Genomic DNA, 22,737 nt, shown 5'->3' on the forward strand with positions numbered 1-22,737 from the left:
GCGAAGGACCGCGCGGATCAGACCCCCGAGTGCTCCCGCCAGAACGCGGCGAGCGCCCGGTCCCCGCTCACCTCCGGGAACGGCAGCCGGTTCCACAGCGCCAGGTACAAGCGCGCCGCGGGACCCGAGAGTTCGCACTCCGCCTCGCCCTCGGCGCCGCGCTCGGCGGCCGGCGGATCCTGCGTGATGCGCACCGTCCACACGGCGTCCGCACCGGCGTCGGTGGCGCGTACGCGCAGGGTCCGCGGCGCGTCCGAGCGGACCCGGCTGCGCTTGCGGGCGTGGAAGCCGGTGAGCAGCTCGTCGATGCCGTCGACCGCGAACTCCGGGGTGATCGAGTCGGGTTCCCCGCGGAGTGCACTGTTCACGGCCGACTGCGCGTCCACGCGGTGCACCGCCGTCTCGTGCGCCTGGCGGCGGGCCCAGAAAGCCAGGGGCGAAGGGGCGGGGAGAAACGCCCAACAGTCCACGTCCGGCGGCGCGTTCGTCAGTGTCTCGACGAGGTGTCGGTGACCCTCGCGGTACCAGGCGAGCAGCGCGTCACCGTCCAGGTCGGAGCGGTCCTCCATGGGGCGGCGCTCCTGGAGGCCCTCCGCCACGTACGAGGTCGCCCAGCGGTGCACCGCGCCCTGGTGGCGCAGAAGATCGCGCACCTGCCAGCCCGGGCACGTCGACACCTTGGCGTCGACGCCCGCCTCCTCGGCGGCCGCGGCCAACAGCCGGCCCTCTTCGTCCACGATTCGAATATGTTCGGCAATCTGCATACGCAGAGTCTGCCGCCAGAAGTGTGCGTGCACGCAAGTCAATTGATCACGTGATCACGTGGTGGCCACCCGCCGCGTCGCGAAGCCGATCGTGGCCGCCACGGCGGCGAGCAGCGCCACGCTCGTCAGGGCCGCCGACAGCGAGAACCAGTCCGCCATGAAGCCGATCGCGGGCGGGCCGAGCAGCATGCCGCCGTAGCCGAGCGTGGACGCGGCGGCGACGCCCGTCGGTCCGGCGAGCGCCCCGGCCCGTTCGATCGCGACGGGGAAGAGGTTCGCGAGGCCGATCCCGGTGATCGCGAAGCCGATCAGCGCGAGCCACACCGTGGGCGCCAGCGAGCCGAGCAGCATGCCGACCGCGCCGGTGAGCCCGCCGGCCACCAGCGTCCGGGTCCTGCCGAGCCGTTCGAGCAGGGCCGTGCCGGTGAGCCTGCCGATCGTCATGGCGAACGCGAAGCACGAGTAGCTGGCCGCCGCGATGCCGGGGTGGGCGTGCAGGTCCTGCTCCATGTGCAGCGCGCTCCAGTCCGCGAGGGCCCCTTCGCCGTAGGCCGTGCACAGGGCGATGAGCCCGAAGACGAGGACGAGGAGGCGGGTGCGGCCGTCGACCCGCCGGTGCGTCCGCTCCCGCGTGTCGTCGACACGGTCCACGGGGCCCGGTGCCGGGTGGCGCAGCAGCGTCGGAGCGGCGCACGCGGTCACGACGAGGCCGAGCGCGGCGATCGCCATCAGGTGCTTGGTGGGTGTCAGGTGCGCCGCGACCAGCCCGCCGAGGCCCGAACCGACCATGCCGCCGAGGCTGAACGCGGCGTGGAAGCTGGGCATGATCGGCCTGCCGAGGGCGCCGACGAGGTCGACGGCGGCGCTGTTCATCGCCACGTTGATGCCGCCGTACGCCGCCCCGAACACCAGCAGGACGAGGCCGAGCGTGACGGGGGAGTGGGTGAGCGGCGGCAGGATCACGGTCAGCGGGAGCAGCACGCCGCACGCGACGGTCACCGCGTGCGAGCCGAAGCGCCGGCACAGCCGCCCGGTCAGCATCATCGTGATGACGGCGCCCGCCGAGACCCCGAGCAGCGCGAGCCCGAGCGCGCTCGCGGACGCCCCGGTCTGCGCCTTGACGGCGGGGATGCGCACCACCCATCCGGCGAAGACGAAGCCGTCGAGCGCGAAGAACGCGGTGATGGCCAGACGCAGCCGGGCCAGCGACGCGGCACGGGGATCGTCGGCGCTGACGACCCGGAGTTTGTTCAGTAGCGGCACAAAATGAGAGTAGAGGGGGACTCAGGGGCCCGACAAGGGGGCCCGACGGGGCCATGGCGGGCGGGGTGCCGCAATCAAGTCTCTGTGGCGTTTGGACGACGCGGGCCAATCAAGTCTCTGTGGCGTTTGGACGGCGTGCGTCAATCAAGTCTCTGTGGTGCTTGGACGACGCGGGCCAATCAAGTCTCTGTGGCGCTTGGGCGACGCGGGCCAATCACGTCCCTGTGGCGTTTGGACGGCGTGGGCCATTCAAGCCCCTGCGGCGATTGAGCAGCGGGGTCCGGGGCGGAGCCCCGTGGCGTCGGGACGGTCGACCGCAACCGGCCCGTACAGACGCCACCCGCACCTCACACGGTGAGCACCCGCACCCCCGACTCCTCGAACCGGGCGAGCGTCGCCTTGTCCGCCGCCGTGTCCGTCACGAGGACGTCCACCTGTGCCACGTCGCAGATCCGCGCGAACGCCCGGTGCCCCAACTTGCTGGAATCCGCCGCGACCACCACGCGCTCCGCCCGCTCGCACAGCATCCGGTTGATCGCCGCCTCCGCCTCGTCGTGCGCGGACGCGCCGTGCGTGACGTCGAGGCCGACGACGCCGAGCACCGCCGTGTCGAGCGTGACCTGGCCGAGCACGCCGTCGGCGAGCGGGCCGATCAACTCGTACGACTGCGGGCGCGCGACCCCGCCCGTGAGCACGATCTTGAACTGGGGCCGCACCGCGAGTTCGTTGGCGATGTTGAGCGCGTTCGTGACGATCGTCAGGGCGGGCGTCCCGGAGGAGAAATCGGGCCGCACGGCGAGCGCCCGCGCCACCTCGGTCGTGGTCGTGCCGCCGGTGAGGCCCACCGCCTCGCCCGGGGTGAGGAGTTCGGCGACGGCCTTGGCGATGCGCTGCTTCTCGGCGGCGCCGAGCGCGGACTTGTAGCGCAGCGGCAGTTCGTAGCTGACGCCGTGCACGACGGCGCCGCCGCGCGTGCGCACGAGCATCTGCTGCTCGGCGAGGCCGTCGAAGTCGCGGCGGATGGTCGCGGCCGAGACGCCGAGTTCGCTCGCCGCGTCCTCCACGTCCAGGCGCCCGCGCTCGACGAGCAGTTCCAGGAGGGACTTCCAGCGGGCGTCGCGGGACATCGGCGGCTCCAACTCGTCGTTCGGTTCGGTGTCACGACCTTAACTGTCCTGCGCACTAATGCTTGATTGTGCGCGAAAGCTCGCTATATCTTGCAGGAACACGCAATCAGTGAGCGCGCCCCCAGAGGCGTGGCCATCCGCGGAGTGGGGGCACGACATGAGCAACGTCCAGCAGGGTCGGCAGGGCCGGCAGGAAAGCCACGTCGAGAACGAGCTGAACAGTCAGCCGGAGTGCTGGACGCGGGCCGCGGGGCTCGCGACCAGGCACAAGGCGGCGCTGCCCGCCGCGGGGGAGCGGGTGGCGATCGTCGGCTGCGGCACCTCGTGGTTCATGGCGCAGGCCGCCGCCGCGCTGCGCGAGGAGGCGGGCCACGGCGAGACCGACGCGTTCGCCGCGTCGGAGTTCCCGGCCGGCCGGTCCTACGACCATGTGATCGCGCTGTCCCGGTCCGGCACCACCACCGAGGTCCTCGACCTCCTCGCCGCCCACCGGGGCCGCGCCCGCACCACGGCGATCACCGGCGACCCGGCCACCCCGATCGCGGACGCCGTGGACGACCTGGTCGTCCTCGACTTCGCCGACGAGCGGTCTGTCGTCCAGACCCGCTTCGCGACCACCGCCCTCACGCTGCTCCGCGCGCACCTGGGCCTGCACCCCGAGCAGGCCGTCGCCGACGCGCGCACCGCGCTCGCCGAGCCGCTGCCCGAAGGCCTCGTGGACTGCGGACAGTTCACGTTCCTCGGCCGTGGCTGGACGGTCGGCCTCGCGAACGAGGCGGCGCTGAAGATGCGCGAGGCGTCCCTGTCGTGGACCGAGGCGTACCCGGCGATGGAGTACCGCCACGGCCCCATCAGCATCACCACCTCCGGCACCGCGACGTGGATGCTCGGCGAAGCCCCCGAGGGTCTCGCCGGCCAGGTCGCCGCGACGGGCGGCCTCTGGATCGAGGGTCGCCTCGACCCCCTCGCCGAACTCGTCCGCGCCCAGCGCCTCGCGGTCGCCGTCGCCGCCCGTCGCGAACTCGACCCGGACCGCCCGCGCCACCTCACCCGCTCCGTGATCCTCGACGCCAACTGACCTTCCCCGTACAGGACTTGAGAAGGGAGGGGCAGTGCCCCTCGCAGCAACAGGGACCCTCGTGGGCGCGGCGGCGGCGCGGCGCGGCGCCGTGGCCGCGTTCAACGTGATCACCCTCGAACACATCGAGGCGGTTATCGCGGGCGCCGAAGCGGTGGACGCCCCCGTCATCCTCCAGATCAGCGAGAACGCCGTGCGCTACCGCTACGGACGTCTCCTGCCACTCGCCCGCGCGGCGGTCGCGGCGGCCGAGTCCGCGCGCGTCGATGTCGGCCTGCACCTGGACCACGTACAGAGCGACGACCTGCTGCGGCAGGCCGCCGACGCCGGGTTCGGCTCGGTGATGTACGACGCCGCGCGCCTGCCCTACGACGAGAACCTCGCCGCGACCCGTGCCGCCGCCGACTGGGGCCACGCCAACGGGCTGTGGGTTGAGGCCGAGTTGGGCCAGGTCGGCGGCAAGGACGGGGCCGCGCCGCTGGACGCGCACGCGCCCGGCGCCCGCACCGACCCCGGCGAGGCCCGCGCCTACGTCTCCGGCACGGGCGTGGACGCGCTCGCCGTCGCGGTCGGCTCCTCGCACGCGATGACCACCCGTACCGCGACGCTCGACCACGACCTGCTGAAGCGGCTCGCCGACGGCCTCGACGTGGCGCTGGTGCTGCACGGTTCGTCAGGCGTGCCGGACGACGAGCTGGCGGCGGCCGTCCGCGGCGGCATCGCCAAGGTCAACGTGGGCACGGCCCTGAACATCGCGATGACCGCGGCCATCCGCGAGTTCCTCACCGCGCACCCGGAAGCGGTCGACTCGCGCAAGTACCTCAAGGTGGCGCGCGACGCCATGGAGCGCACGGTCAGCGAACTCATCGGGGTGGTGCGCGCCTGAGCGCTGCCGTTCAGTTCAGTGGTGGTCAGGGCGCCAGTAGACGGACTTGACCCAGATCGTGGCGAGCGCGTCGATGGCGCGCTCCTCGTCGGCCGCGGTCCCCTCGTCGCCGCGCCCGAGCCAGATGTAGCAGGAGTGCTCCAGCATGGCCGAAAGGGCCGACGCCGTCAGCTCGGGGTCGGCCCCCGGGCAGTACCCGTCCTTCTGGGCCCGCCGGATCTCGGCGGCGATCATCCCGGTGCCCTCGGCGCGGATCGCCAGCCACCGGTCGCGGAACTCCTCCTCCAGCATCGACGCCTGGAACACCCCGACGAGTTCACCGCGGTGCCTGCGGTACGTGTGCCAGAACCCGGCCACCGCCTCGCGCAGTGCCTCCTGGGGTGCGAGGCCCGCGCGGTAGGGCCGCTTCGTCAGCTCGGAGGCCTCGTGGTGGAAGTCCTCGGCGAGCGCCGCCAGCAGGTCGGCCTTGGTGTCGTAGTAGTTGTAGAACGACGCCACCGACTTGCCGGCCTCGGCTGCGATGTCGCTGATCCGGGAGTTGAGATAGCCGTCCCTGGCGAACACGGTGCGGGCCGCGGCGCGGAACGCCTCGTCCGTCTCCCGCCCCTTCCGGGTCGCCTTCGCCGCGCGCTCGGCTCCTGGCCGGGCCGTGGTCGTCGCCTTGCGCGCGGGCCTCACGGTGTGTCTCCGCATGCTGCGGCCCCCTCCTCGTCGCCGCCGCGATGCTATCCGGACCGGCCTCGCACCAGGCGCGACGGGTGCGATGGCGGGCGGCCGGAGGCTACCTACCTACGACACCCGGCGGGTGTGTCCGGCCCAGAACGGTTCGCGCAGCGGCCCCTTGAGTGCCTTCCCCGTGGCGTTGCGCGGCAGGTGTGCGGCGACGGTGATGCCGGTCGGTGTCTTGAAGTGGGCGAGCCGCTCCCGCGCCCAGGCGAGGAACGGTTCGGGCGCGAACTCGCCCTGCCCTTCGGCGGGTACGAGCACGGCGTGCACCGTCTCGCCCCAGCGCGGATGCGGAACGCCGATCACGGCGACCTCGCGGACCGCGGGATGCGCCGCGAGCACCGCCTCCACCTCCGCCGGATACACGTTCTCGCCGCCGGTCACGATCATGTCCTTGAGTCGGTCGACGAGGGTGAGATAGCCGTCGTCGTCGATCGCCCCGATGTCCCCGGTGCGGTAGAAGCCGTCGGCGGTGAGCGCCTGGCGGGTGGCGTCCGGATCGTTCCAGTAGCCGGGGAAGGGGGCCGCGCCGCGCACCTGCACCTCGTCGTGCTCACCGAGCCGTATCTCCCAGCCGAGCGAGGGGCGGCCCGCCGTGGCGAGACGCCCACGGGACACCTCGTGGTCGGCGGGTGACAGCGAGCTGATCGGCAGCGGTCCCGTCTCGGTGCTCGCGTACGCCTGCCGGAACCGGCAGCCCAGCGTGGTGACGGCCCGCTCAAGCACCTCGGGCCGGATGGCCGATGCCCCGTACACCACCTCGACCAGCGCGGACAGCTCGGGCGGTGTCGTGCGCGAGGCCACTTCCGCCGTCACGGCGTCCACCAACGTCGGTACGAGTTGGGTGAGTTGGATGCGGCGGCCGGCCAGCTCGTCCACGAACCGGGCCGGCGCGAAGCCGTCCATGAGATGCAGATGGCCGCCGGTGAACAGGGCGTAGCCCAGATTGACGAGCCCCGCGACGTGGAACAGCGGCAGGGCGCTCAGATGCCGGGCGCCGGGCACGGCCTCCGGCACCTCAAGGGACATGAAGGTGGCCGCCGAGTTCAGCATCTCGTGCGTGACCGGCACCAGTTTGGGCCGCCCCGTCGTACCGCTGGTGTGCAGCAGCGCGCAGGGGGCGGAGGTCAGCATGCGGTCGTGCGGGCGTACGGGGGCGCTCGTCACGGCCGGGGTGTCGGGTGCCAGCGGGAGGGTGACGCCGCCGAACCCCTCGACCGCGCCGAGGAGTTCCGCGCACGCCTCGTCCGCCACGACATGACGCGGCTTCATCATGTCCAGCAGGACGGCGACTTCGGGCGGCGCGAGACGCCAGTTCACCGGCGCGGGCAGCGCCCCGGCCCGGAGCAGGCCGAAGAGTGTGACCGCCCATTCCACCCGGTTGTGCGCGAGCAGCGGGACCACGTCCCCCGGCGCCACACCGGCCGCCGCCAGTCGCGCCGCCTCGCGCTCCACCGCGCCCGCGAGCGCCGCGTAGCCGAGTTCCCCGCCCCGGTCGTCGCTGAGCGCGGTCCGGTCGGCGTCATGTGCGGCGCGCCAGTCCAGTACGTGCTGCCAGGCGGGCACGGGCTCAGGCCCCCTCTGACGGATCTTGCTGGAGTCGCGTGCCCTGGTGCGCCCATCTGCCGCGTTGTCGTCGGTTGCCGACTTCCCCAAGCTCTCGGCTTCGCTCGAGCAGGGGAGGCCCCATTCGCGTCGTCGCCCTCCTCCGCCTCGCAGCTGCACGCACCAGGCCCCGCTCGCCTGCATCGAACATTCACGGCCTCCCGTATCCAGCCAGATCCGTCAGAAGGGCCCTAGCCGGCGGTGGCCGGGGAGACCCGGTCGGCCGCGGTCCGCGGGGTGTGGGCGACGTCGCCGGGGGCGCCCATCTCCCGGCGCCAGCAGGCGAATTCGAGCAGGATGCCGTCCGGGTCCTGGAAGTAGAACGACCGCACGAAGACGCCGTCGTGCAGCTTCTCGGCGTACCCGTCCTCGCCGTCGTCGTGGTCGATGACCGGGCTGACCCTGACCCCGTCCTCCTTGAGCTTCGCCCGGTACTCCAGGAACCGCTCCTCGGGCACGTTGATCGCGACGTGGTTCATGGTGCCGACCGCCGAGGTCCACTCGCCGATGCCCGGCACGGTCACCGGCCGCGATACCCCGGGCACCGCGTCGGGCGCGTCGGCGAACCAGAAGAACGCCAGCGCGTTGCCGCCGCCCATGTCGAAGAAGAAGTGCTGACCGGTGCCGCCCGGGAACTCGATCGTCTTGATCAGGCGCATGCCGAGGACCCGTGTGTAGAAGTCCACCGTGCGCTCCATGTCCGCACACACCAGGGCGAGATGGTTGACCCCGCCCAGCTCGTACTTCGGGTTCCGCCAAGTCATGTGCCGGACCTCCCTGACGTCGACCGGTGAATCCTGTTCTGAATCTAAACTCAGATTCAGAACTGCGCTAGGGTGCCGACGCGTCAGGCGTTCGCGGACCGTTCTCGCCAGTCGTTCCGGACAGCCGTTCTCGTCAGAGGAGGCAGCGCAGTGCACGAAATCACCAGGGAATTCGTCGGGTTGCCCTCGCCGCTGGTGGGGCGGGCGGGGGCGGGAGGCCATCCCTGCCAGGGCATCTACCACCGGCCCGAGGGGCACCGGCCGACCACGGCGTTCATCGCCACCCACTACAACGTGGACTTCTCCGAGCACTACCTGGCGCCGTATCTCGCCGAGCGCGGCTACGGCTTCCTCGGCTGGAACACCCGTTTCCGCGGGAACGAGCCGTACTTCCTCCTCGACCACGCCCTCGCGGAGATCGGCGTCGGCGTGCGCTGGCTCAAGGACGTCGCGGGCGTCGAACGCGTCGTCCTGCTCGGCAACTCCGGCGGCGGCTCCCTGATGGCCGCCTACCAGTCGCAGGCCGTCGAGCCGAACGTGCTGCCCACCGCGGGCGGCCGGCCGGTCGAGGCGATCCAACACCTCGACCAGGGCGACCTGTTCGTGGCGCTCGCCGCGCACTCGGGGCGGCCCGAGGTGCTCACGAACTGGATGGACCCGTCCGTCACCGACGAGACCGACGCCCTCTCCGTCGACCCGGACCTCGACCCCTTCGGCCCGCGCAATCCGGCCCCGTACGACGAGGAGTTCCAGCGGCGCTACCGGGCGGCGCAGCGCGCCCGCAACGAGCGGATCACCGACTGGGCGCTCGAACGGCTCGACGCGCTGCGCGGCACCCGCGCCCGCGACCAGCTCTTCCAACTCCACCGCACCTGGGCCGACCTGCGGATGATCGACCCGGCCATCGAGCCGTCGGACCGCCGCCCCAACTGGTGCTATCTGGGCGAGCCCGCCCGCGCCAACTACGGCATGTTCGGCATCGGCACGCTCTCCACGCTGCGTACGTGGCTGTCGATGTGGAGCCTGCGCATGTCGCAGTGCATCGCCGCCCCGCACCTCGCCCGGATCACCGTGCCGTCCCTCGTCGTGCACGCCACGGCCGACGCCTGCGTGTACGACAGCGACGCGGACGCGCTGCTTCGTCACCTCGCCGCCCCGGACAAGCGCCTGGAGACCGTCAAGTCCGACCACTACCTCCAGGAGCCGGACGGCACCCGGTCCCTGGCCGCGGACCTGATCGCGAACTGGGTGGCGCAGCGCACGCCGTGACACCCATCGACACGTACGTGGACGGACGGAGGCGCACGGATGCAGAGCTGGATCCATGTCCTGGAATGGCGGGCCACCACGCGCCCGGACATCCCCGCACTGATCGACGACCGAGGGACTCGTCTCACCTACGCCGAGCTGCTCGCCGCCGTGGAGCGCCGGGCCGGCGGCTGGGCGCGGGCGGGTGTCGCTCCCGGGGACGTCGTCGCGGTGATCGCGCGCAACAGCGCGGACTTCTTCGTCCACTCCTTCGCGCTGATGCGCGTAGGCGCCATTCCCGCGATGGTCAACTGGCGCCTGTCAGCGGGTGAGTTGAAGGATCTGTTCGATCTGCTCCGGCCGGTGGCCGTCGCCGCCGACGCGGAGTTCGCCGCGCCCCACGGCCTGCCGCTGTGCGTCCGCATCGGTGGCGGCCCGCTCCGCGACGGGTGGCGCGACGGTGACTTGCTGGACGCGCCCGCGCCCGCCCGGCCCGTCGAGCGGCTGCGCGGCGACGCCGTGATGGCTCTCGTGCACAGCAGCGGAACCACCGGCAGGCCCAAGGCGGTGCCGCTGCGCCACGGCGCCCTCATCACCAGCGTCGCCGCCTTCGCCCTGGAGATCGGCGACCAGGTCGCGGGCTCGCGACACCTGCAACTGATGCCGCTCTTCCACCTGGGCGGCCTCGGCCAGGCACTCCAAGTGCTGCTCACCGCGGGCACGTTGGTGATTCCCACGGCGTTCCGCCCGGCGTCGGCGATCGACACGGTCGAGCGCGAGGGCATCCAGTTCTTCACGGCGGGCCCCTCCCTCGTCGACATGCTCGTCGCGGAGGTACGCGGCCGGGACCGCGCCCCCGACCTGTCGAGCCTCGTGGAGATCGCCTACGGTTCCGCGCCCATCACCCCGAGCTCGCTGGAGGCGGCCCTCGCCACCTTCGGCTGCCGGTTCCGGCAGATCTACGGCAACACCGAGAGCCAGAGCATGATCAGCCTGCTGGCGCCGGAGGACCATCAGCCGGACAACCCGCGCCTGGCCACGGCGGGCCGGATCTCCTTCGGCTGGGAGGTCGAGATCGTCGACCCGGACGGGCGGCCGGTGCCCACCGGCAGTCCGGGCGAACTGTTGATCCGCGGCGACTGCCTGTTCAGCGGCTACTGGAACGCACCGGAGGCCACCGCCGAGGCCTTCACGGACGGCGGCTGGTACCGCACCGGCGACATCGCCCGGCTCGACGCCGACCGCTGCCTGACCATCCTCGACCGGGCCACCGACATGATCATCACGGGTGAGGAGAACGTCTACCCCGCGGAGGTCGAGGCGGTCCTCGCGCGTCACCCCGGCGTCGCCGAGGTCGCCGTCGTCGGCCGCCCCGACGCGCGCTGGGGCGAGGCCGTGCACGCCGTCGTCGTCCCGGCCGGGTCCGGGACGCCAACTGCGGAGGACCTGATCGCCTTCGCCCGCGAGCGGCTCGCCCACTTCAAGTGCCCCCGCAGCGTCGAGTTCACCACCGAACTGCCCCGCACCACGACCGGCAAGGTGCTCAAGCGCGACCTGCGGGGCCGCGCCGCCGCCCGCTGATCCATCGCCGCCACCCCCGGAGGAGTGCCCATGGACGCCCCGCGCATCGACCCGCTCGCCGACCCGCTCGCCGACCCGCTCGCCGACCCGCCGATCGACCGGATCATCGACCGGTTCCTCGCCGCCATCGAGGCCGGCGACATCGACACCGTCCGCTCCCTGTACGCGCCCGACGCGGTCATCTGGCACAACGACGACCTGGTGGAACAGTCCGTGGAGGACAACCTCAAGGTGCTGCGGGGCCTGCACCGCACGGTCGCCGACCTGCGCTACGACATCGTCCGGCGCGCCCGCCTCGACGACGGCGTGCTCCAACAGCACGTCCTGCACGGCACGTTGCCCGGCGGCGCCCCGGTGACCCTGCACGCCGCCATGTACGTACGGATCGAGGACGGCCGGATCAGCCGCATCGACGAGTACCTGGACTCCGCCCACCGCGCCACGATACGGGCGGCACGGGAGGCACGGACCGGCTGACGGTCACAGGCTCCGCACCAGGCCGCCGTCGACGCGCAGCGCCGTCCCCGTGACGTACGAGGCGGGCGCCGAGCACAGGAACGCGGCCGCGGCGCCGAACTCGTGGGGCTCGCCGTAGCGGCCCGCCGGAATCGTGCCCCGCGACTGGGCCGCGACGTCCTCGGTGGTGCGGCCCAACCGCGCGGCCTTGGCGGCGTCCAGTTCCGCCACGCGCGCGGTGGCGATGCGCCCCGGCAGCAGCAGGTTCACCGTCACACCGTCCGCCGCGACCTCCGCCGCGAGGGTCTTGAGGTGGGCGGCGAGCGCGGCCCGCCCCGCGTTCGACGCGGCGAGCCCGGGCAGGGGTGCGGCGATCCCGCTGGAGCCGACCGCGAGCACGCGCCCCCACCCGTTGGCGCGCATCGCGGGCAACGTCAGTTCCACGAGGCGCTGTTGGGCGAGGAATAGGGTGTCGAAGGCGGCGGCGTACGCGTCGCCGCTCGTGTCCGCGGCGGCGCCGGGCGGCGGGCCGGGGCCGTTGAGCACCACGATGTCCGGCGCCCCGAACGCCTCGCGCGCCGCGTCGACGAGCCGCTGCGGTCCGTCCGGCGTCCGCAGGTCCACGGCGACCCCGACGGCCTCCGGCAGCCCGGCGGCGACCTCGGCCGCCTGCTCGCCCCGCCGCCCGCTCACCACGACCCGGGCGCCCTCGGCGGCGAGTGCTTCGGCGACGGCCCGGCCGAGGCCTCCGGTGGAGGCGGCGACGAGCGCGACCCTCCCGCGTATTCCGAGTTCCATCAGGTGACCTCCGTCGTGGTGGTTCGTTCGCCTCGCCCGGCGGATGTGCGTGGCGGTGTGCCGGTCGTGGCCGCCGGGCCGAGTGCGGTCCGCAGCTGTCGCTCCCTCGATGTCACTTCAACTCAGCCCCCAACGCCCCTGGTGTGGCGGCGAGATGGCGGCTCAGCTGCGGGGCGAGCGCCGTCGGCATGGCGGGTGCGGGCGGGCGTACCCCGGACGCCTCGATCAGGCCCCGGCGGCGTATCGCCTCCTTGCGGACGGCCAGGCCGATGCCCGCCTGCGCCTCGAAGTTGACCAGTGGCAGATACGGCAGGTAGGCCGCGCGAGCCGCCTCGTAGCCGCCGTCGCGATACGCCTCGACGCACGCCAACAGGCCCTCGGGGCAGGAGAATCCGGTCATGGCTCCCGCCGCGCCCGCCGCGAGTTCGTCGAGCAGGCCGAGGCCGCCGAGCCCGCCGAAGACCGGCACGTCGAGCGCCCCGGTCAGCGCGGCGACGGCCGCCGGGGTGGGCGGCGCCTCCGCCTTGACGGCCGCAGCCGAGGGCAACTCCCGTACGACGGCGACGAGATCGGGAGTCGTGATCCGCACGCCGCTGCTCACCGGGTAGTCCTGCACCACGATCGGCGCGCCCGTCGCCTTGTGGACGGCGTTGAGGTGCTCGGTGACCACCTCCGGCCGGGGCGAGTTGACCTGCACCATGAGCGCGGCGAGCCGGTCACCCAGCGCCGCGCGGATCTGCTCGGCCTCCTCCACGGCGGGCGCCGTGGACAGCGCGGTGACACCGACCACGAGCGGCAGGTCCACCGCGCCGACGACCGTGTTGAGCACGCGGCGGCGCTCGGTGGCGTCGAGCCGGGCGGCCTCGCCGAAGACACCGAGCACGGTGAGGCCGCTGGTGCCGATGTCCGCGTAGTGGCGCACGAGGCGGGCCAGCGAGGCCTCGTCGACGTCGAGCGAAGGACCCGTGAACGGGGTGGCGACCACGCCCCAGACTCCGGGCGCGAGGTGATGTGTCATGTCGAGCGCTCCTTGTCGTGCACGGTGGTGTGTCAGCGGCCCGGCCACTGCGGCCTGCGCTTCTCGCGGAAGGCGCGCACACCTTCGATGCCGTCCTCGCTGTCGAGGGCGGCGGTGAGCGCGGGCAGCCGCATCGCGTGGGCCTCGCGCGGAGGAAGGTGTCCCGCGCGCTGCACCATCTGCTTGATGGCGCGCAGGGACGTGGGCGCGCAGGCGAGCACGTCGTCCACCCAACGGTCGACCGTCGCGTCCAACTCGCCTTCCGTCGCCACCTCGTTGACAAGACCCATGCGGTGCAGCTCGGCCACCGGCGCGCGGCGCCCGGTCAGCAGCAGGCCCATCGCCTGCGTGTGCGGCAGCCGGTGCAGGAGCTGGAACACGCCGCCGTCGAGCGGGATGCGGCCCACGCGGGGCTCGGTCAGGCCGAACTGTGCGTGCTCGGCCGCGATGACGATGTCGCAGCCGAGGACCATTTCCATGCCGCCGCCGAGCGCGTACCCGTTGACGCGGGCGATGACGGGGACGTCGAGCGTGGTGCGCAGGCCGAGGCCGCCGAAGCCGTTCGGGTCGAGGTCGGCCCAGTACTCGAGGCCCGTCTTCGGGGTCGCGTCGGCGGACATGTCGGCGCCGGTGCAGAAGGCGCGGGAGCCGCCCCCGGTGACGACCACGGCACGGATCTCGCGGTCGGACTCGATCTCGGACCAGATGTCGTTCAGTCGTGAAGTCGCCTTGCCGTCAAGGGCGTTGAGGACAGCGGGGCGGTCGATGGTGACGCGGGCGAGATGGCCGTCGCGTTCGCGCTCGAAGCGGATCTCGTCGACCGGGGGCGTCTCGTCGCGGGCGGCGCTCATCGCAGGACCCCCTTCTCGCGGAGCAGGGCGATCCGCTCGGCGTCGTACCCGAGCTGCGTCAGGATCTCGTCCCCGTGCTCCCCGAGCCGGGGCGGCACACGGCGTACCGTCGCCTCGGCCGCCGAGAGCTTGATCGGCGCGTTGAGCGCGCGGACCGTGCCGGCCACCGGGTGCCGCATCTCGACGACCATGTCGTTGACGGCGGTCTGCTCGTCTGCGAGCGCGTCGGCGAGGCTGCGGACCGGGGCGCACAGGATGTCCTGCTCCTCCAGACGCTTGACCCAGTACTCGGTGGAGCGTCCCGCGACCGCCGCGCGGAAGATCTCCTGGAGTTCGGGGCGGGCCGCGAACTGCTGGTCCAGCGTGGCGAGTTCGGGACGCAGCGACAGGTCCTCGTCCAGCTCCAGGGCGATGCTGAGGTGGTGCAGCGCGTTGTCCCGGAAGCCGCCGACGAAGATGACCGCGCCGTCCGTGGTCGGGAAGACACCGGTCAGCGGCATCGCCGCCCAGTTGATCTCGGAACCCCTGTTGAGCTGCTGGCAGGCCTCCTGCATCTGCATGTGCAGCATCGAGTCGTACATCGACACCTCGACCCGCTGCCCCTCTCCCGTGCGGTCACGGTGCAGCAGCGCGAGCAGGATGCCCTGGAGCAGGTGCATGCCCGTCGTGTAGTCGCACAGCGTGGTGGCGTACAGGCCGACCGGGTCGTCGTCCGCGGGCCTGCGCCACATCACCCCGCTGTAGGCCTGCGCGACGGCGTCCTGGCCGCCCTTGTGCGCGTACGGACCCGAGCTGCCGAAGCCGGTGCCGCACGCCCAGATGACGCGCGGGTTCAGGGCCTTCAGGTCCTCGTAGCCGAGGCCGAGGCGTTCCATCACGCCCGCGCGGAAGTTGGACACCACGACGTCGGCCGTGCGGGCCAGTTCACGGACTGCGGCGAGGCCCTCCTCGGTGCGGGTGTCGAGGGCGATGCTGCGCTTGTTCCGGTTGATCGACAGGAAGATCGGGTTGTCGAGCCCGGCCTCGTCCGGGATGGACGTGCGGGAGATGTCGCCGGTCCCCGGACGCTCGACCTTGATGACATCGGCGCCGTAGTCGCCGAGCAGCTGGGTCGCGGACGGGCCCATGAAGACCTGCGTGAAGTCGAGGACGGTGACACCCGTGAGCGGCTGGGTGCGGTCCGGTGCGGTGGTGGTCATACGAGGGCCTCCTGCGAAGGCTGCGAGGACTGTGCGGTGGTGGCGGCCGTGGCGTTGGCCGCCGGTACGTCGCCGGGGTCGGCCCCCTGGTCGCGCATGCGGCGCTGGATCACGGCCGGGTCCACATCGCGTACGAGAACGCCCTGCTCGGCGGCGGTGGCCGCGGCGATCCCCGCCGCCTGCCCCATCGCCATGCACGGCGGGATCTCGCGGGACATGCGCTGCGCGTCGGGCGTGGCCGAATAGTGCCGGCCCGCCACGATCAACTGGTCGACGCCGCGCGGCAGCAGCGACCGGTACGGGTAGTAGTAGTCGCGGCCGCGGGCCACGGAGTCCGTGAAGTGCTGCCGCGTGGTGATGTCCTCCTTCGTCATCACGTACTCGCCCTCCAGGAGGCGGGTCTGGCGTACGCCCATCTGCTCGGCGACGTCGAGGAGATACGCCTTCTCGAAGCCGGGCAGCTCCTGCCGGATGGTGTCGAGGGCGGTCGCGATGCGGTCGCGCGCCTCGAACTCGGCCTCGGTGAGGGAGGCCGGGTCGGTGCCGTCGAAGCCGGTCATGTGGGGGCAGTTGCACCACACCACGCCCGGGATGGGTGTCTTGAGCCACCACAGTTCCCAGGCGCCGCCCAGCATCCGCTTGATCTTGCGGTTGAGGGCGCGGACCTCGCGCGGGTGCTCCTGCTCGTAGCGTTCGGCGGCGTCGGTGTCGATGCCGCCGAGCCGGAAGACGAGAGTGGTGAGGTAGCCGGCGCTGGTGTGCGCGGCGCCCGAGCGGGCGGCCACGTCGATGTCCCCTGTGGTGTCGATGACGACATCGCCCATGACCGCCTGCGCCCCCGACTTCGTCTCGCAGACGACGCCCTTGAGCACGCCGTCCTGGACGATCGGCCGCGAGAACCAGCTGTGCAGGCGGAGGTTGACACCGCTCTCGCGCACCAGGTCGTTGGAGACCCGCTTCCAGCCGTCCGGGTCGAAGGCGACGGCATAGCAGATGGGCTTCGGGTTGGTGTGCTGGTGGAAGTCGAAGGCGCCCCAGCGGCCCCACTTCGCCCAGGTCTCGGGCGAGGAGTAGCGGTCCTCGACGGGCGGGTACACGGCGAGGCCGAGCTTCGCCATCCGCTCGACGTACTCGTCGACGACGCCGGTCACGGTGATCTCGTCGCCGTTGATCATGTCGTCGAGGACGAGGACCATGCCGCCGGACGCGAGCCCGCCGAGCGCCGCGTAGCGCTCGAGCAGCGTGACACTCGCGCCGGTCCTGGCGGCGGCGACGGCGGCGCTGACACCGGCAGGGCCGCCGCCCACGACGACGACGTCGGAGCGCTGGACGACGGGGGCCTCGACCGCGTCGAGCGCGATGCGGTCGCCCGTCAGGGCAGGGGGAACTACAGGCACAGCGATGTCCTTACGTTGAGGGGGGTCGGCTTGTAGCGGTCAGTCGCCGGCGCGGACGGCGCCGCGGGCGAAGGCGAGCCGGTAGAGCAGCACACTGAGCAGGCAAAGCACGGCCACGTACGCGGGGAACGCGGCGGCCATGCCGTGGTCCTGGAACCACAGGAGGACGTACGGGGCGGTGCCGCCGAAGCCCGCGACGCCGACGGCGTAGCCGATCCCGACACCGGTGACCCGGCAGTGCATGGGCATGAGGGTGGCGGCGACCGTGTTGTAGAGGCCCATCGTGAACGCGAGGACGGGCGCGCCGACCAGCATCACCACGGTGAACCGGGTGAGTCCGGGGCCCTGGTACACGAGGACGATGAAGACGAGCGCGGCCGTGGCGAGCCGCGAGATCCAGAACGTACGGGAGATCCGTGTGCGGTCGGCGATCCGCCCCACCAGCGGGTACAGACACCCGACCAGCACACCGGAGAGCGTGGTGATCGCGAAGACGGACGAGCTGTCCTCGTGGTGGGTGGTGCGGGCCAGGTTGGGCAGGCCGGTCGTCCACGTGTAGTTGATGGCCTGGGCGCCCGCGACGACGAACACGATGGTGAGCAGGGCGAGTTTGCGGCGGGCGAGCTCGGCCCAGGGTCCGACGGGTGGCTCGTCGGCGGTCGCCTCCGTGGTGCCGGTGGTGTTCTCCAGCGTCTCCGGGAGCGCCCTGCGCAGCCACAGGAAGACACCTCCGGCGAGCGCGCCGATGGCGAACGGGATGCGCCAGCCCCAGGAGTCGAGCGCGTCCTGGCTCAGCACCGAACTGACACCGAAGCACACCAACGAGGCGCCCACGATGCCCACTTGGACGTATATCCCCATGATCGCGCCGAAGCGCGCGGTGTGTCCCTCGGGGGCGAGTTCCACGGCATACGTGGAGTTGAGCGGGGCCTCGATGCCGGTGGAGACACCCTGCACGATCCGGCACAGGAGCAGGATCACGCCCGCCCAGGTGCCGATCGCGGCATGGGTGGGGGCCACGGTGATGACCAGGCTGCTCGCCACCATCGAGCCGATCGAGAACAGCATCACCGACTTGCGTCCCGCCCGGTCGGCGATCCGGCCGAAGACGACGGCGCCGAGCGGGCGCGCCGCGAAACCGACGGCGAAGACGGCGAGCGCGGACATCGTGGAGGACAGGGGATTGGAGGAGGGGAAGAACTGCGGGCCTATGGAGGAGGCCAGCAGGCCGTAGACCATCCAGTCGTACCACTCGACGGCGTTCCCGCCGCCGAGGGCGAGCAGGGCACGACGGGTGGAGACCGGCACACGGGCGGGGGATCTCTGCAAAAGCGATGCCATCAGGCACCTCGCTGGTCGAGGATCGGGCGTGCGCGGATGACGGGCGCGCGCGGCGGTGGGCGCGTCCGGTGGGGTGTGTTCTTCTGTGGGGTCTGTTACGGGGTCCCGGCAAGGGGGCGGCTCACCAGGTAGGCGGTGTGATCACCCAGACCGAACTCGCGGGCTCGTCACCGGGGTTGGCGTACCAGTGCGGCACGCTGCTGGAGTACGTGATGGAGTCGCCGGGGTACAGGCGGTGCCGGACGCCGTCGAGGTAGACGTCCTTGACCCCGCTCAGCACGATGCCGAACTCCTCGCCGTTGTGCCGGAACGGGGTGTCGCTCGAGTCGTGCCCCGGCTCGGTCTCCACCCAGATCGACTCCAGTGCCCCGCTGAGCGTAGGAGTGAGCAACTCGTAGCGTGCGCCGGTGAGTTCGGCGGATCCGTGGAAGTCGAGGCCTCGCCGCTCGTTGTGGCGCACGACGGGCGAGACCTGGTCCGCCAAGTGGAAGAGACGACCGATGGGGATGTCCAGGCCGTGCGCGATCTGGGCGAGCGTGGCGAAGGAGGGGTTGCCCTTGCCCCGCTCGACCTGGCTGATGAGGCCGACGCTGACGCCGGCCGCCTTGCTGAGCGCGTCCAGAGTGAGCCCCGACTGCTTGCGGGCCGCCCTGACCTGCAGTCCCACGGTGGCGACGAGGGCGTCCACATCGGGCTTGGCCTCACTCATGGACGTACCTGCCTCTGCCGTGTCGGGCGTCCCCGCGCGGCACGGAACACCGGCGGGCTCAACGACGATTCAACTGCACGACGCCGCGCCCGACAAGAGGCATGTTGAAATTCTTCAAGATGCTGAAAACGGTGGGCGGTTGAGACACCCCTCCCGCCCGTGCCTCAGCCCAGCGCACCCGCGTGGTACTGAACTCCCGGGTTCCACAGCAGGAAGCCCTTGATGCCGTCGGAGCGGGCCGCGTCGAGCTGGGCGCGGACCTCCTTGTCGCCGTAGGAGACACCGAGGGAGAAGTCCTGGATCCAGGGGATGATCTGCGCGTCGGTGTGCCGGGTCTTCTTCGCGAACGCGGCGAGGGAGCGCTTGGTGATCGGGTACGGGTGCGAGTTGGGGTCCGAGACGCCGTACTCGCCCTTCGCCCAGTGCGAGGGGTAGATCATCGGCGCGATGTAGTCGGCCTCCTGCGCGAGCATGCCGACGTCCTGGGCGATCTCCTTCGGCCGGTCGACGGCGATGCCGAACACCGAGACACCGAGGAACGCGTTGTGCTTGCGCACGGCGGCGCGGGTCTCGCCGACGACATCGGCGACGGACCGCTCGGGGCTCGTGTGTCCGAGGCCGGGAAAGGACATCTTGCTGATCGGGCCGTCGGGACGGCGGATGTAGTCGTAGAGGACGTCGTCGAAGCCCAGCTTCGCGGCCTCCGCGGCCAGGTCGATGTTGTACTGCCTGACCTCCTTGTTCGCGAAGTTGGTGAACGACAACTGGCCGTAGCTGCCGCCGTTGTAGGCACCCCCGCCCGGCGTCCGCACGACGCGGTCGCGGTGTCCCGACTTCCAGGACTTGGTGGCGAGGATCGGATCGCGGAAGGCGACGATGCGGCCGACGACCGTGCCGCCCGCGGCGTGGATCTCCTTGACGGCCTTCTTCGCGTCGTAGTAGCCCTTGGCCGCGCCGATGCTCCGGGCGAGGGGCACCTTCGAGTTGTAGCCGACCTCTCCGAGCTCGTCCTTGATGTCGAGCTGCACGGCGTTGATCTTCTTCTGCTTCAGCATCCTCATGACCGGCTTCCGCAGCGCGTCGGATGCCCAGCCCTGCGCGCTCACGTGCACGGCCCGCAACAGCGGCCGGTGCACGGTGAGATCGGCGTCCCGGCGGGCCGTGTTGCCCGCGGCGTCGGTCGCGGTGACCGTCGTACGTCCCGGTGGGCGCGGGAGCCGGACGGCGAAGGCGCCGTCCTTCGCGGGCTTCGCCGTGTGCCCCGCGACCGATATCGTCCGGGCGCCTGCCGCCGTGCCCTTGACGGTGACGGGTTCGCGGAAGCCGGCCGCCTTGGTGTCCGCCACCGTGAGACGGGGCGCCTTGGTGTCCACGGTGATTTTTCGGACAACCTCGGTGTCGCCCGTGGGCCACGAACCGGGGTGGGTGACACGCAGTTCGTGGGTGCCGTCCTTGATGTCACCCAGGCCGACCGAGAGGGCGCCGGCGCTGCCGTGCGCGGCCCGCGTCCGGAGCGGCTCGCCGTCGAGGGTGACCTTCGTGCCCTTGAGCTCGTCGCCCTCGCCGCCCGTGACCTCGAACTCTCCCTGGCGCAGGAGCCGCGCGCCCAACTTGCCGTCGTTCGGCAGGCCGACGACGTTCAGGGTGGTTCCGTGTGGGGCGCGTAGCGAGAGTGTGCCGCCTATGGCGAGAACCAGTGCGAGCAGTACGCAGACGAGGATGACCGGCCGTCTGCGCGGGAAGCCCGCCGGGGAAGCACTGGCCGCGGAGTCGGAAACGGAACCGGATGTACGGGAGGCGGTGGGGCGGAGCCAGTTCTTCCAGTCGAGCCGCATCAGCAGATCCTCCAGGAGGTCTCGTGCGTCGTGGTCTGTCCTGTCTTTTTCGCGTACGCCGGCTTCATCGGCTTCATCGGATCGGCACAACTGCCGTAGCTGCTCTGGTCCTTGGGACGGGCGCGGTGTCCTGTGGCGGTACCGGGAGCAATGCGCCGGATGAGGGGGCCAAGGCTCCGCGGTCCGCCGGTGACCGGCAGGCTTCCCGTTCCCCGGCGTCCGGACACCCTTCAGGGGCAGCGAAACCGGCCAAACCTCCGGCGCCTTCCAAGGTGCGCGCCAACGAACTGGGCGCCGTGCCGGTGCTCATGTACCACCAGATCGTCGAGCACCCGAAGAGCGCGTACGACCGGACACCCAAGGACCTCCGCGCCGAACTGGAACGCCTGGTGCGCGAGAAGTACGTGCCGGTGACCGCGGCCGACTACGAGACGGGGAACATCGACATCCCGGCCGGCACCCACCCCGTCGTCCTCACCTTCGACGACTCCACCGACAGCCAGCTCCGCCTCAGCGCCGACGGCCGGCCCACCGACGACTGCGCGGTCGGCGTCCTGCGCGCCGTCGCCCGCGCCCACCCGGAATTCAAGGCCCGCGCCACCCTGTTCGTGAACGGCGACGCCTTCGCCGCGACCGGCCAGAAGAAGGCGCTGACCTGGCTGAAGAAGAACGGCTTCGAGATCGGCAACCACACCCTCGACCACGCCAACCTCGCGCAGAGCGGCACCGCGAAGGCCCGCGACCAGATCGCCGAGGGCCAGAAGTCCATCGTGCGCGACGTCCCCGGCACGGACGTCCGCTCGCTCGCCCTCCCGTACGGCATCCAGCCCGAGCCCGCCAAGCTGGCCCTGACGGGCAGCGCGTCCGGCACGACGTACAAGAACCGCGGCGTCTACCTCGTCGGCGCGAACCCGGCCCCGTCCCCGTACGCGGACTCCTTCGACCCGGCCGCGATCCCGCGCATCCGCTCGGCCCCCGCCAAGGGCAAGGACGCCAATTACAGCTCCACGCACTGGCTCGACCAGCTCGCCGCCGGGAAGATCGCCCGTTACACGTCCGACGGGGACCCGGACCACATCTCGTATCCCAAGGACACGGCGACGAAGCCGAGCAAGGCGGCGGGGGAGGGGAAGCTGCGGGCGTACTGACTGGGCAGGCGGGCGGTGGAAGCGCGCCGCGTCACAGCGCCGGTGAGGCGTCCTCCCGTTCCGGCACCAGGCCGAGTTCCCGGGCCAACAGCACGGTCGTGAGCCGGTCGTGGGAGCCGAGCTTGCGGTAGAGATGCTCGCGGTGCTTGAGCACCGTGTGCACGGTGATGCCCAGCCTGCGGGCGCTGGCCTCCGCCGTGAGGCCGCGCGCAAGGAGCGCGAGCACCGTCAGCTCGCGGGGCGTGATGCCGTGCGCGGCGGCCCGGCGCTCCGGCGCCTCCGCAGGGCCCGCCCCCGGCATCGCGCGGCGCAGCGCCTCGAGCCCCCGCAGATGCGCGTCGAGCCCGGTCAGCAGCGGCTGGAGGCGCCGCGCGACGGCGCGGTCCCGCCCGCCGAAGTCCGAGCCGCCCCGCCCGATCACCAGAGCGCGGACGACACCCGGCGGCGCCCGCAGCGGCACCGCGAGCTGACGGGTGACGCCGATGGTCTCGCGGCCGGCGACGTGCGCCTCGCTGCGCCACCAGGCCGCGTCGGCCACGTCGTCGAGCGTCAACGGGCCGCTGTGACCGGCGGCGTACAGCCGCATGACGGGGTGGGCACGCATGTGTCTGGTGATGAGGGTGTTCATCGGCCGGCCGCTGACCCAGTCCGGATGCCCGGTGACCATCTGTCCGGTGCCCGCGTCCCAATGGAGGGCGACCAGCACGCTGACGTCGCCGCGCAGGCAGGTGCCGAGTCCGGTGAGCAACTGCGGCCAGGACGGGCCGGGGCCCGGGTCGCCGTACACGGCGGCGGCGAGGTCGAGCATCTCCTCGTAGTCCTGCACGGACAGGTCCCTCATGGGGCCAGTCTGGCCCGGCGGGCCTGATCCCTTCCATCAAATCCGGTCCATCGAATCCGGGCAGCTGTCAGAGCGGCCGTCCGGGCAGCCGGCGCGGGCTCC

Annotated in this window: 21 protein-coding genes; 6 read left to right on the top strand and 15 right to left on the bottom strand. The window is 71.9% G+C overall.

Going from position 1 to position 22,737, the window contains the following annotated elements; translation table 11 throughout:
* Positions 1–17: 17 nt before the first annotated feature.
* The 3 genes from ACP4E5_RS38970 to ACP4E5_RS38980 form a co-directional block, all read right to left on the bottom strand.
* Positions 18–764 (bottom strand): maleylpyruvate isomerase family mycothiol-dependent enzyme, encoded by a 747-nt coding sequence (locus ACP4E5_RS38970; protein ID WP_425837638.1) that lies wholly within the window; start codon positions 762–764, stop codon positions 18–20.
* 54 nt (positions 765–818) lie between these two features.
* Positions 819–2,027 carry an MFS transporter gene (locus ACP4E5_RS38975; protein ID WP_425837640.1) on the bottom strand — a complete coding sequence of 403 codons (1,209 nt, stop codon included), beginning with the start codon at positions 2,025–2,027 and terminating at the stop codon, positions 819–821.
* 347 nt (positions 2,028–2,374) lie between these two features.
* Positions 2,375–3,154 carry a DeoR/GlpR family DNA-binding transcription regulator gene (locus ACP4E5_RS38980; RefSeq protein ID WP_425837643.1) on the bottom strand — a complete coding sequence of 260 codons (780 nt, stop codon included), beginning with the start codon at positions 3,152–3,154 and terminating at the stop codon, positions 2,375–2,377.
* 157 nt (positions 3,155–3,311) lie between these two features.
* On the opposite strand from ACP4E5_RS38980, the gene ACP4E5_RS38985 reads away from it, so the two are divergent.
* Positions 3,312–4,232 (top strand): SIS domain-containing protein, encoded by a 921-nt coding sequence (locus ACP4E5_RS38985; RefSeq protein WP_425837646.1) that lies wholly within the window; start codon positions 3,312–3,314, stop codon positions 4,230–4,232.
* A 34-nt stretch (positions 4,233–4,266) separates the two neighbouring features.
* On the top strand, positions 4,267–5,118 hold the full coding sequence (locus ACP4E5_RS38990) for a class II fructose-bisphosphate aldolase (RefSeq protein ID WP_425837649.1): 852 nt from the start codon (positions 4,267–4,269) through the stop codon (positions 5,116–5,118).
* Positions 5,119–5,133: 15 nt separating this feature from the next.
* Here the strand turns inward: ACP4E5_RS38990 and ACP4E5_RS38995 are convergent, their stop codons facing one another.
* The 3 genes from ACP4E5_RS38995 to ACP4E5_RS39005 all read right to left on the bottom strand — a co-directional run bounded on the left by ACP4E5_RS38995 (position 5,134) and on the right by ACP4E5_RS39005 (position 8,213).
* On the bottom strand, positions 5,134–5,811 hold the full coding sequence (locus tag ACP4E5_RS38995; RefSeq protein WP_425837652.1) for a TetR/AcrR family transcriptional regulator: 678 nt from the start codon (positions 5,809–5,811) through the stop codon (positions 5,134–5,136).
* A 96-nt stretch (positions 5,812–5,907) separates the two neighbouring features.
* Positions 5,908–7,410 carry a class I adenylate-forming enzyme family protein gene (locus tag ACP4E5_RS39000; RefSeq protein WP_425837655.1) on the bottom strand — a complete coding sequence of 501 codons (1,503 nt, stop codon included), beginning with the start codon at positions 7,408–7,410 and terminating at the stop codon, positions 5,908–5,910.
* Between the two features lie 230 nt (positions 7,411–7,640).
* On the bottom strand, positions 7,641–8,213 hold the full coding sequence (locus ACP4E5_RS39005) for a VOC family protein (RefSeq protein ID WP_425837658.1): 573 nt from the start codon (positions 8,211–8,213) through the stop codon (positions 7,641–7,643).
* A 150-nt stretch (positions 8,214–8,363) separates the two neighbouring features.
* Here ACP4E5_RS39005 and ACP4E5_RS39010 point away from each other — a divergent pair, with 150 nt between their 5' ends.
* Genes ACP4E5_RS39010 through ACP4E5_RS39020 form a run of 3 tightly spaced genes read left to right on the top strand, consistent with a single transcriptional unit; the run spans position 8,364 to position 11,519 of the window.
* On the top strand, positions 8,364–9,482 hold the full coding sequence (locus tag ACP4E5_RS39010) for an alpha/beta hydrolase family protein (protein WP_425837661.1): 1,119 nt from the start codon (positions 8,364–8,366) through the stop codon (positions 9,480–9,482).
* A gap of 39 nt (positions 9,483–9,521) precedes the next feature.
* Positions 9,522–11,042 (top strand): class I adenylate-forming enzyme family protein, encoded by a 1,521-nt coding sequence (locus ACP4E5_RS39015; RefSeq protein ID WP_425837663.1) that lies wholly within the window; start codon positions 9,522–9,524, stop codon positions 11,040–11,042.
* A gap of 30 nt (positions 11,043–11,072) precedes the next feature.
* Positions 11,073–11,519 (top strand): nuclear transport factor 2 family protein, encoded by a 447-nt coding sequence (locus tag ACP4E5_RS39020; protein ID WP_425837666.1) that lies wholly within the window; start codon positions 11,073–11,075, stop codon positions 11,517–11,519.
* Positions 11,520–11,522: 3 nt separating this feature from the next.
* Here the strand turns inward: ACP4E5_RS39020 and ACP4E5_RS39025 are convergent, their stop codons facing one another.
* The 8 genes from ACP4E5_RS39025 to ACP4E5_RS39060 form a co-directional block, all read right to left on the bottom strand.
* Entirely contained in the window at positions 11,523–12,296 is a 774-nt protein-coding gene (locus ACP4E5_RS39025) for an SDR family oxidoreductase (protein ID WP_425837669.1), read from the bottom strand.
* Positions 12,297–12,408: 112 nt separating this feature from the next.
* Entirely contained in the window at positions 12,409–13,314 is a 906-nt protein-coding gene (locus tag ACP4E5_RS39030) for a dihydrodipicolinate synthase family protein (RefSeq protein WP_425837671.1), read from the bottom strand.
* Positions 13,315–13,346: 32 nt separating this feature from the next.
* On the bottom strand, positions 13,347–14,165 hold the full coding sequence (locus ACP4E5_RS39035; RefSeq protein ID WP_425837674.1) for an enoyl-CoA hydratase-related protein: 819 nt from the start codon (positions 14,163–14,165) through the stop codon (positions 13,347–13,349).
* Positions 14,162–15,364, bottom strand: a complete 1,203-nt coding sequence (locus tag ACP4E5_RS39040; RefSeq protein WP_425837677.1) for a CaiB/BaiF CoA transferase family protein — start codon at positions 15,362–15,364, stop codon at positions 14,162–14,164. The genes ACP4E5_RS39035 and ACP4E5_RS39040 overlap by 4 nt, the downstream gene beginning before the upstream one ends.
* Positions 15,361–16,761 carry an FAD-dependent oxidoreductase gene (locus tag ACP4E5_RS39045; RefSeq protein ID WP_425837679.1) on the bottom strand — a complete coding sequence of 467 codons (1,401 nt, stop codon included), beginning with the start codon at positions 16,759–16,761 and terminating at the stop codon, positions 15,361–15,363. Before ACP4E5_RS39045 ends, ACP4E5_RS39040 begins: the two co-directional genes overlap by 4 nt.
* A gap of 39 nt (positions 16,762–16,800) precedes the next feature.
* A complete protein-coding gene (locus ACP4E5_RS39050; RefSeq protein ID WP_425837682.1) occupies positions 16,801–18,102 on the bottom strand; it encodes an MFS transporter in 1,302 nt (433 codons plus the stop codon).
* A 121-nt stretch (positions 18,103–18,223) separates the two neighbouring features.
* Entirely contained in the window at positions 18,224–18,811 is a 588-nt protein-coding gene (locus ACP4E5_RS39055) for a helix-turn-helix domain-containing protein (protein WP_425837685.1), read from the bottom strand.
* Positions 18,812–18,975: 164 nt separating this feature from the next.
* The gene (locus ACP4E5_RS39060) at positions 18,976–20,646 is read right to left on the bottom strand and encodes a putative glycoside hydrolase (protein ID WP_425837688.1); all 1,671 of its coding nucleotides are present in this window, start codon (positions 20,644–20,646) and stop codon (positions 18,976–18,978) included.
* A 272-nt stretch (positions 20,647–20,918) separates the two neighbouring features.
* Between ACP4E5_RS39060 and ACP4E5_RS39065 the strand changes: the two genes are divergently transcribed.
* Positions 20,919–21,794, top strand: a complete 876-nt coding sequence (locus ACP4E5_RS39065; RefSeq protein WP_425837691.1) for a polysaccharide deacetylase family protein — start codon at positions 20,919–20,921, stop codon at positions 21,792–21,794.
* A gap of 31 nt (positions 21,795–21,825) precedes the next feature.
* Here ACP4E5_RS39065 and ACP4E5_RS39070 read toward each other — a convergent pair whose 3' ends face one another.
* Positions 21,826–22,635: a response regulator transcription factor gene (locus ACP4E5_RS39070; RefSeq protein ID WP_425837694.1), complete on the bottom strand. Its 810-nt coding sequence runs from the start codon at positions 22,633–22,635 to the stop codon at positions 21,826–21,828.
* Positions 22,636–22,737 lie beyond the last annotated feature (102 nt).

The organism is Streptomyces fractus, assembly GCF_049844455.1.
Classification (GTDB): domain Bacteria; phylum Actinomycetota; class Actinomycetes; order Streptomycetales; family Streptomycetaceae; genus Streptomyces; species Streptomyces fractus.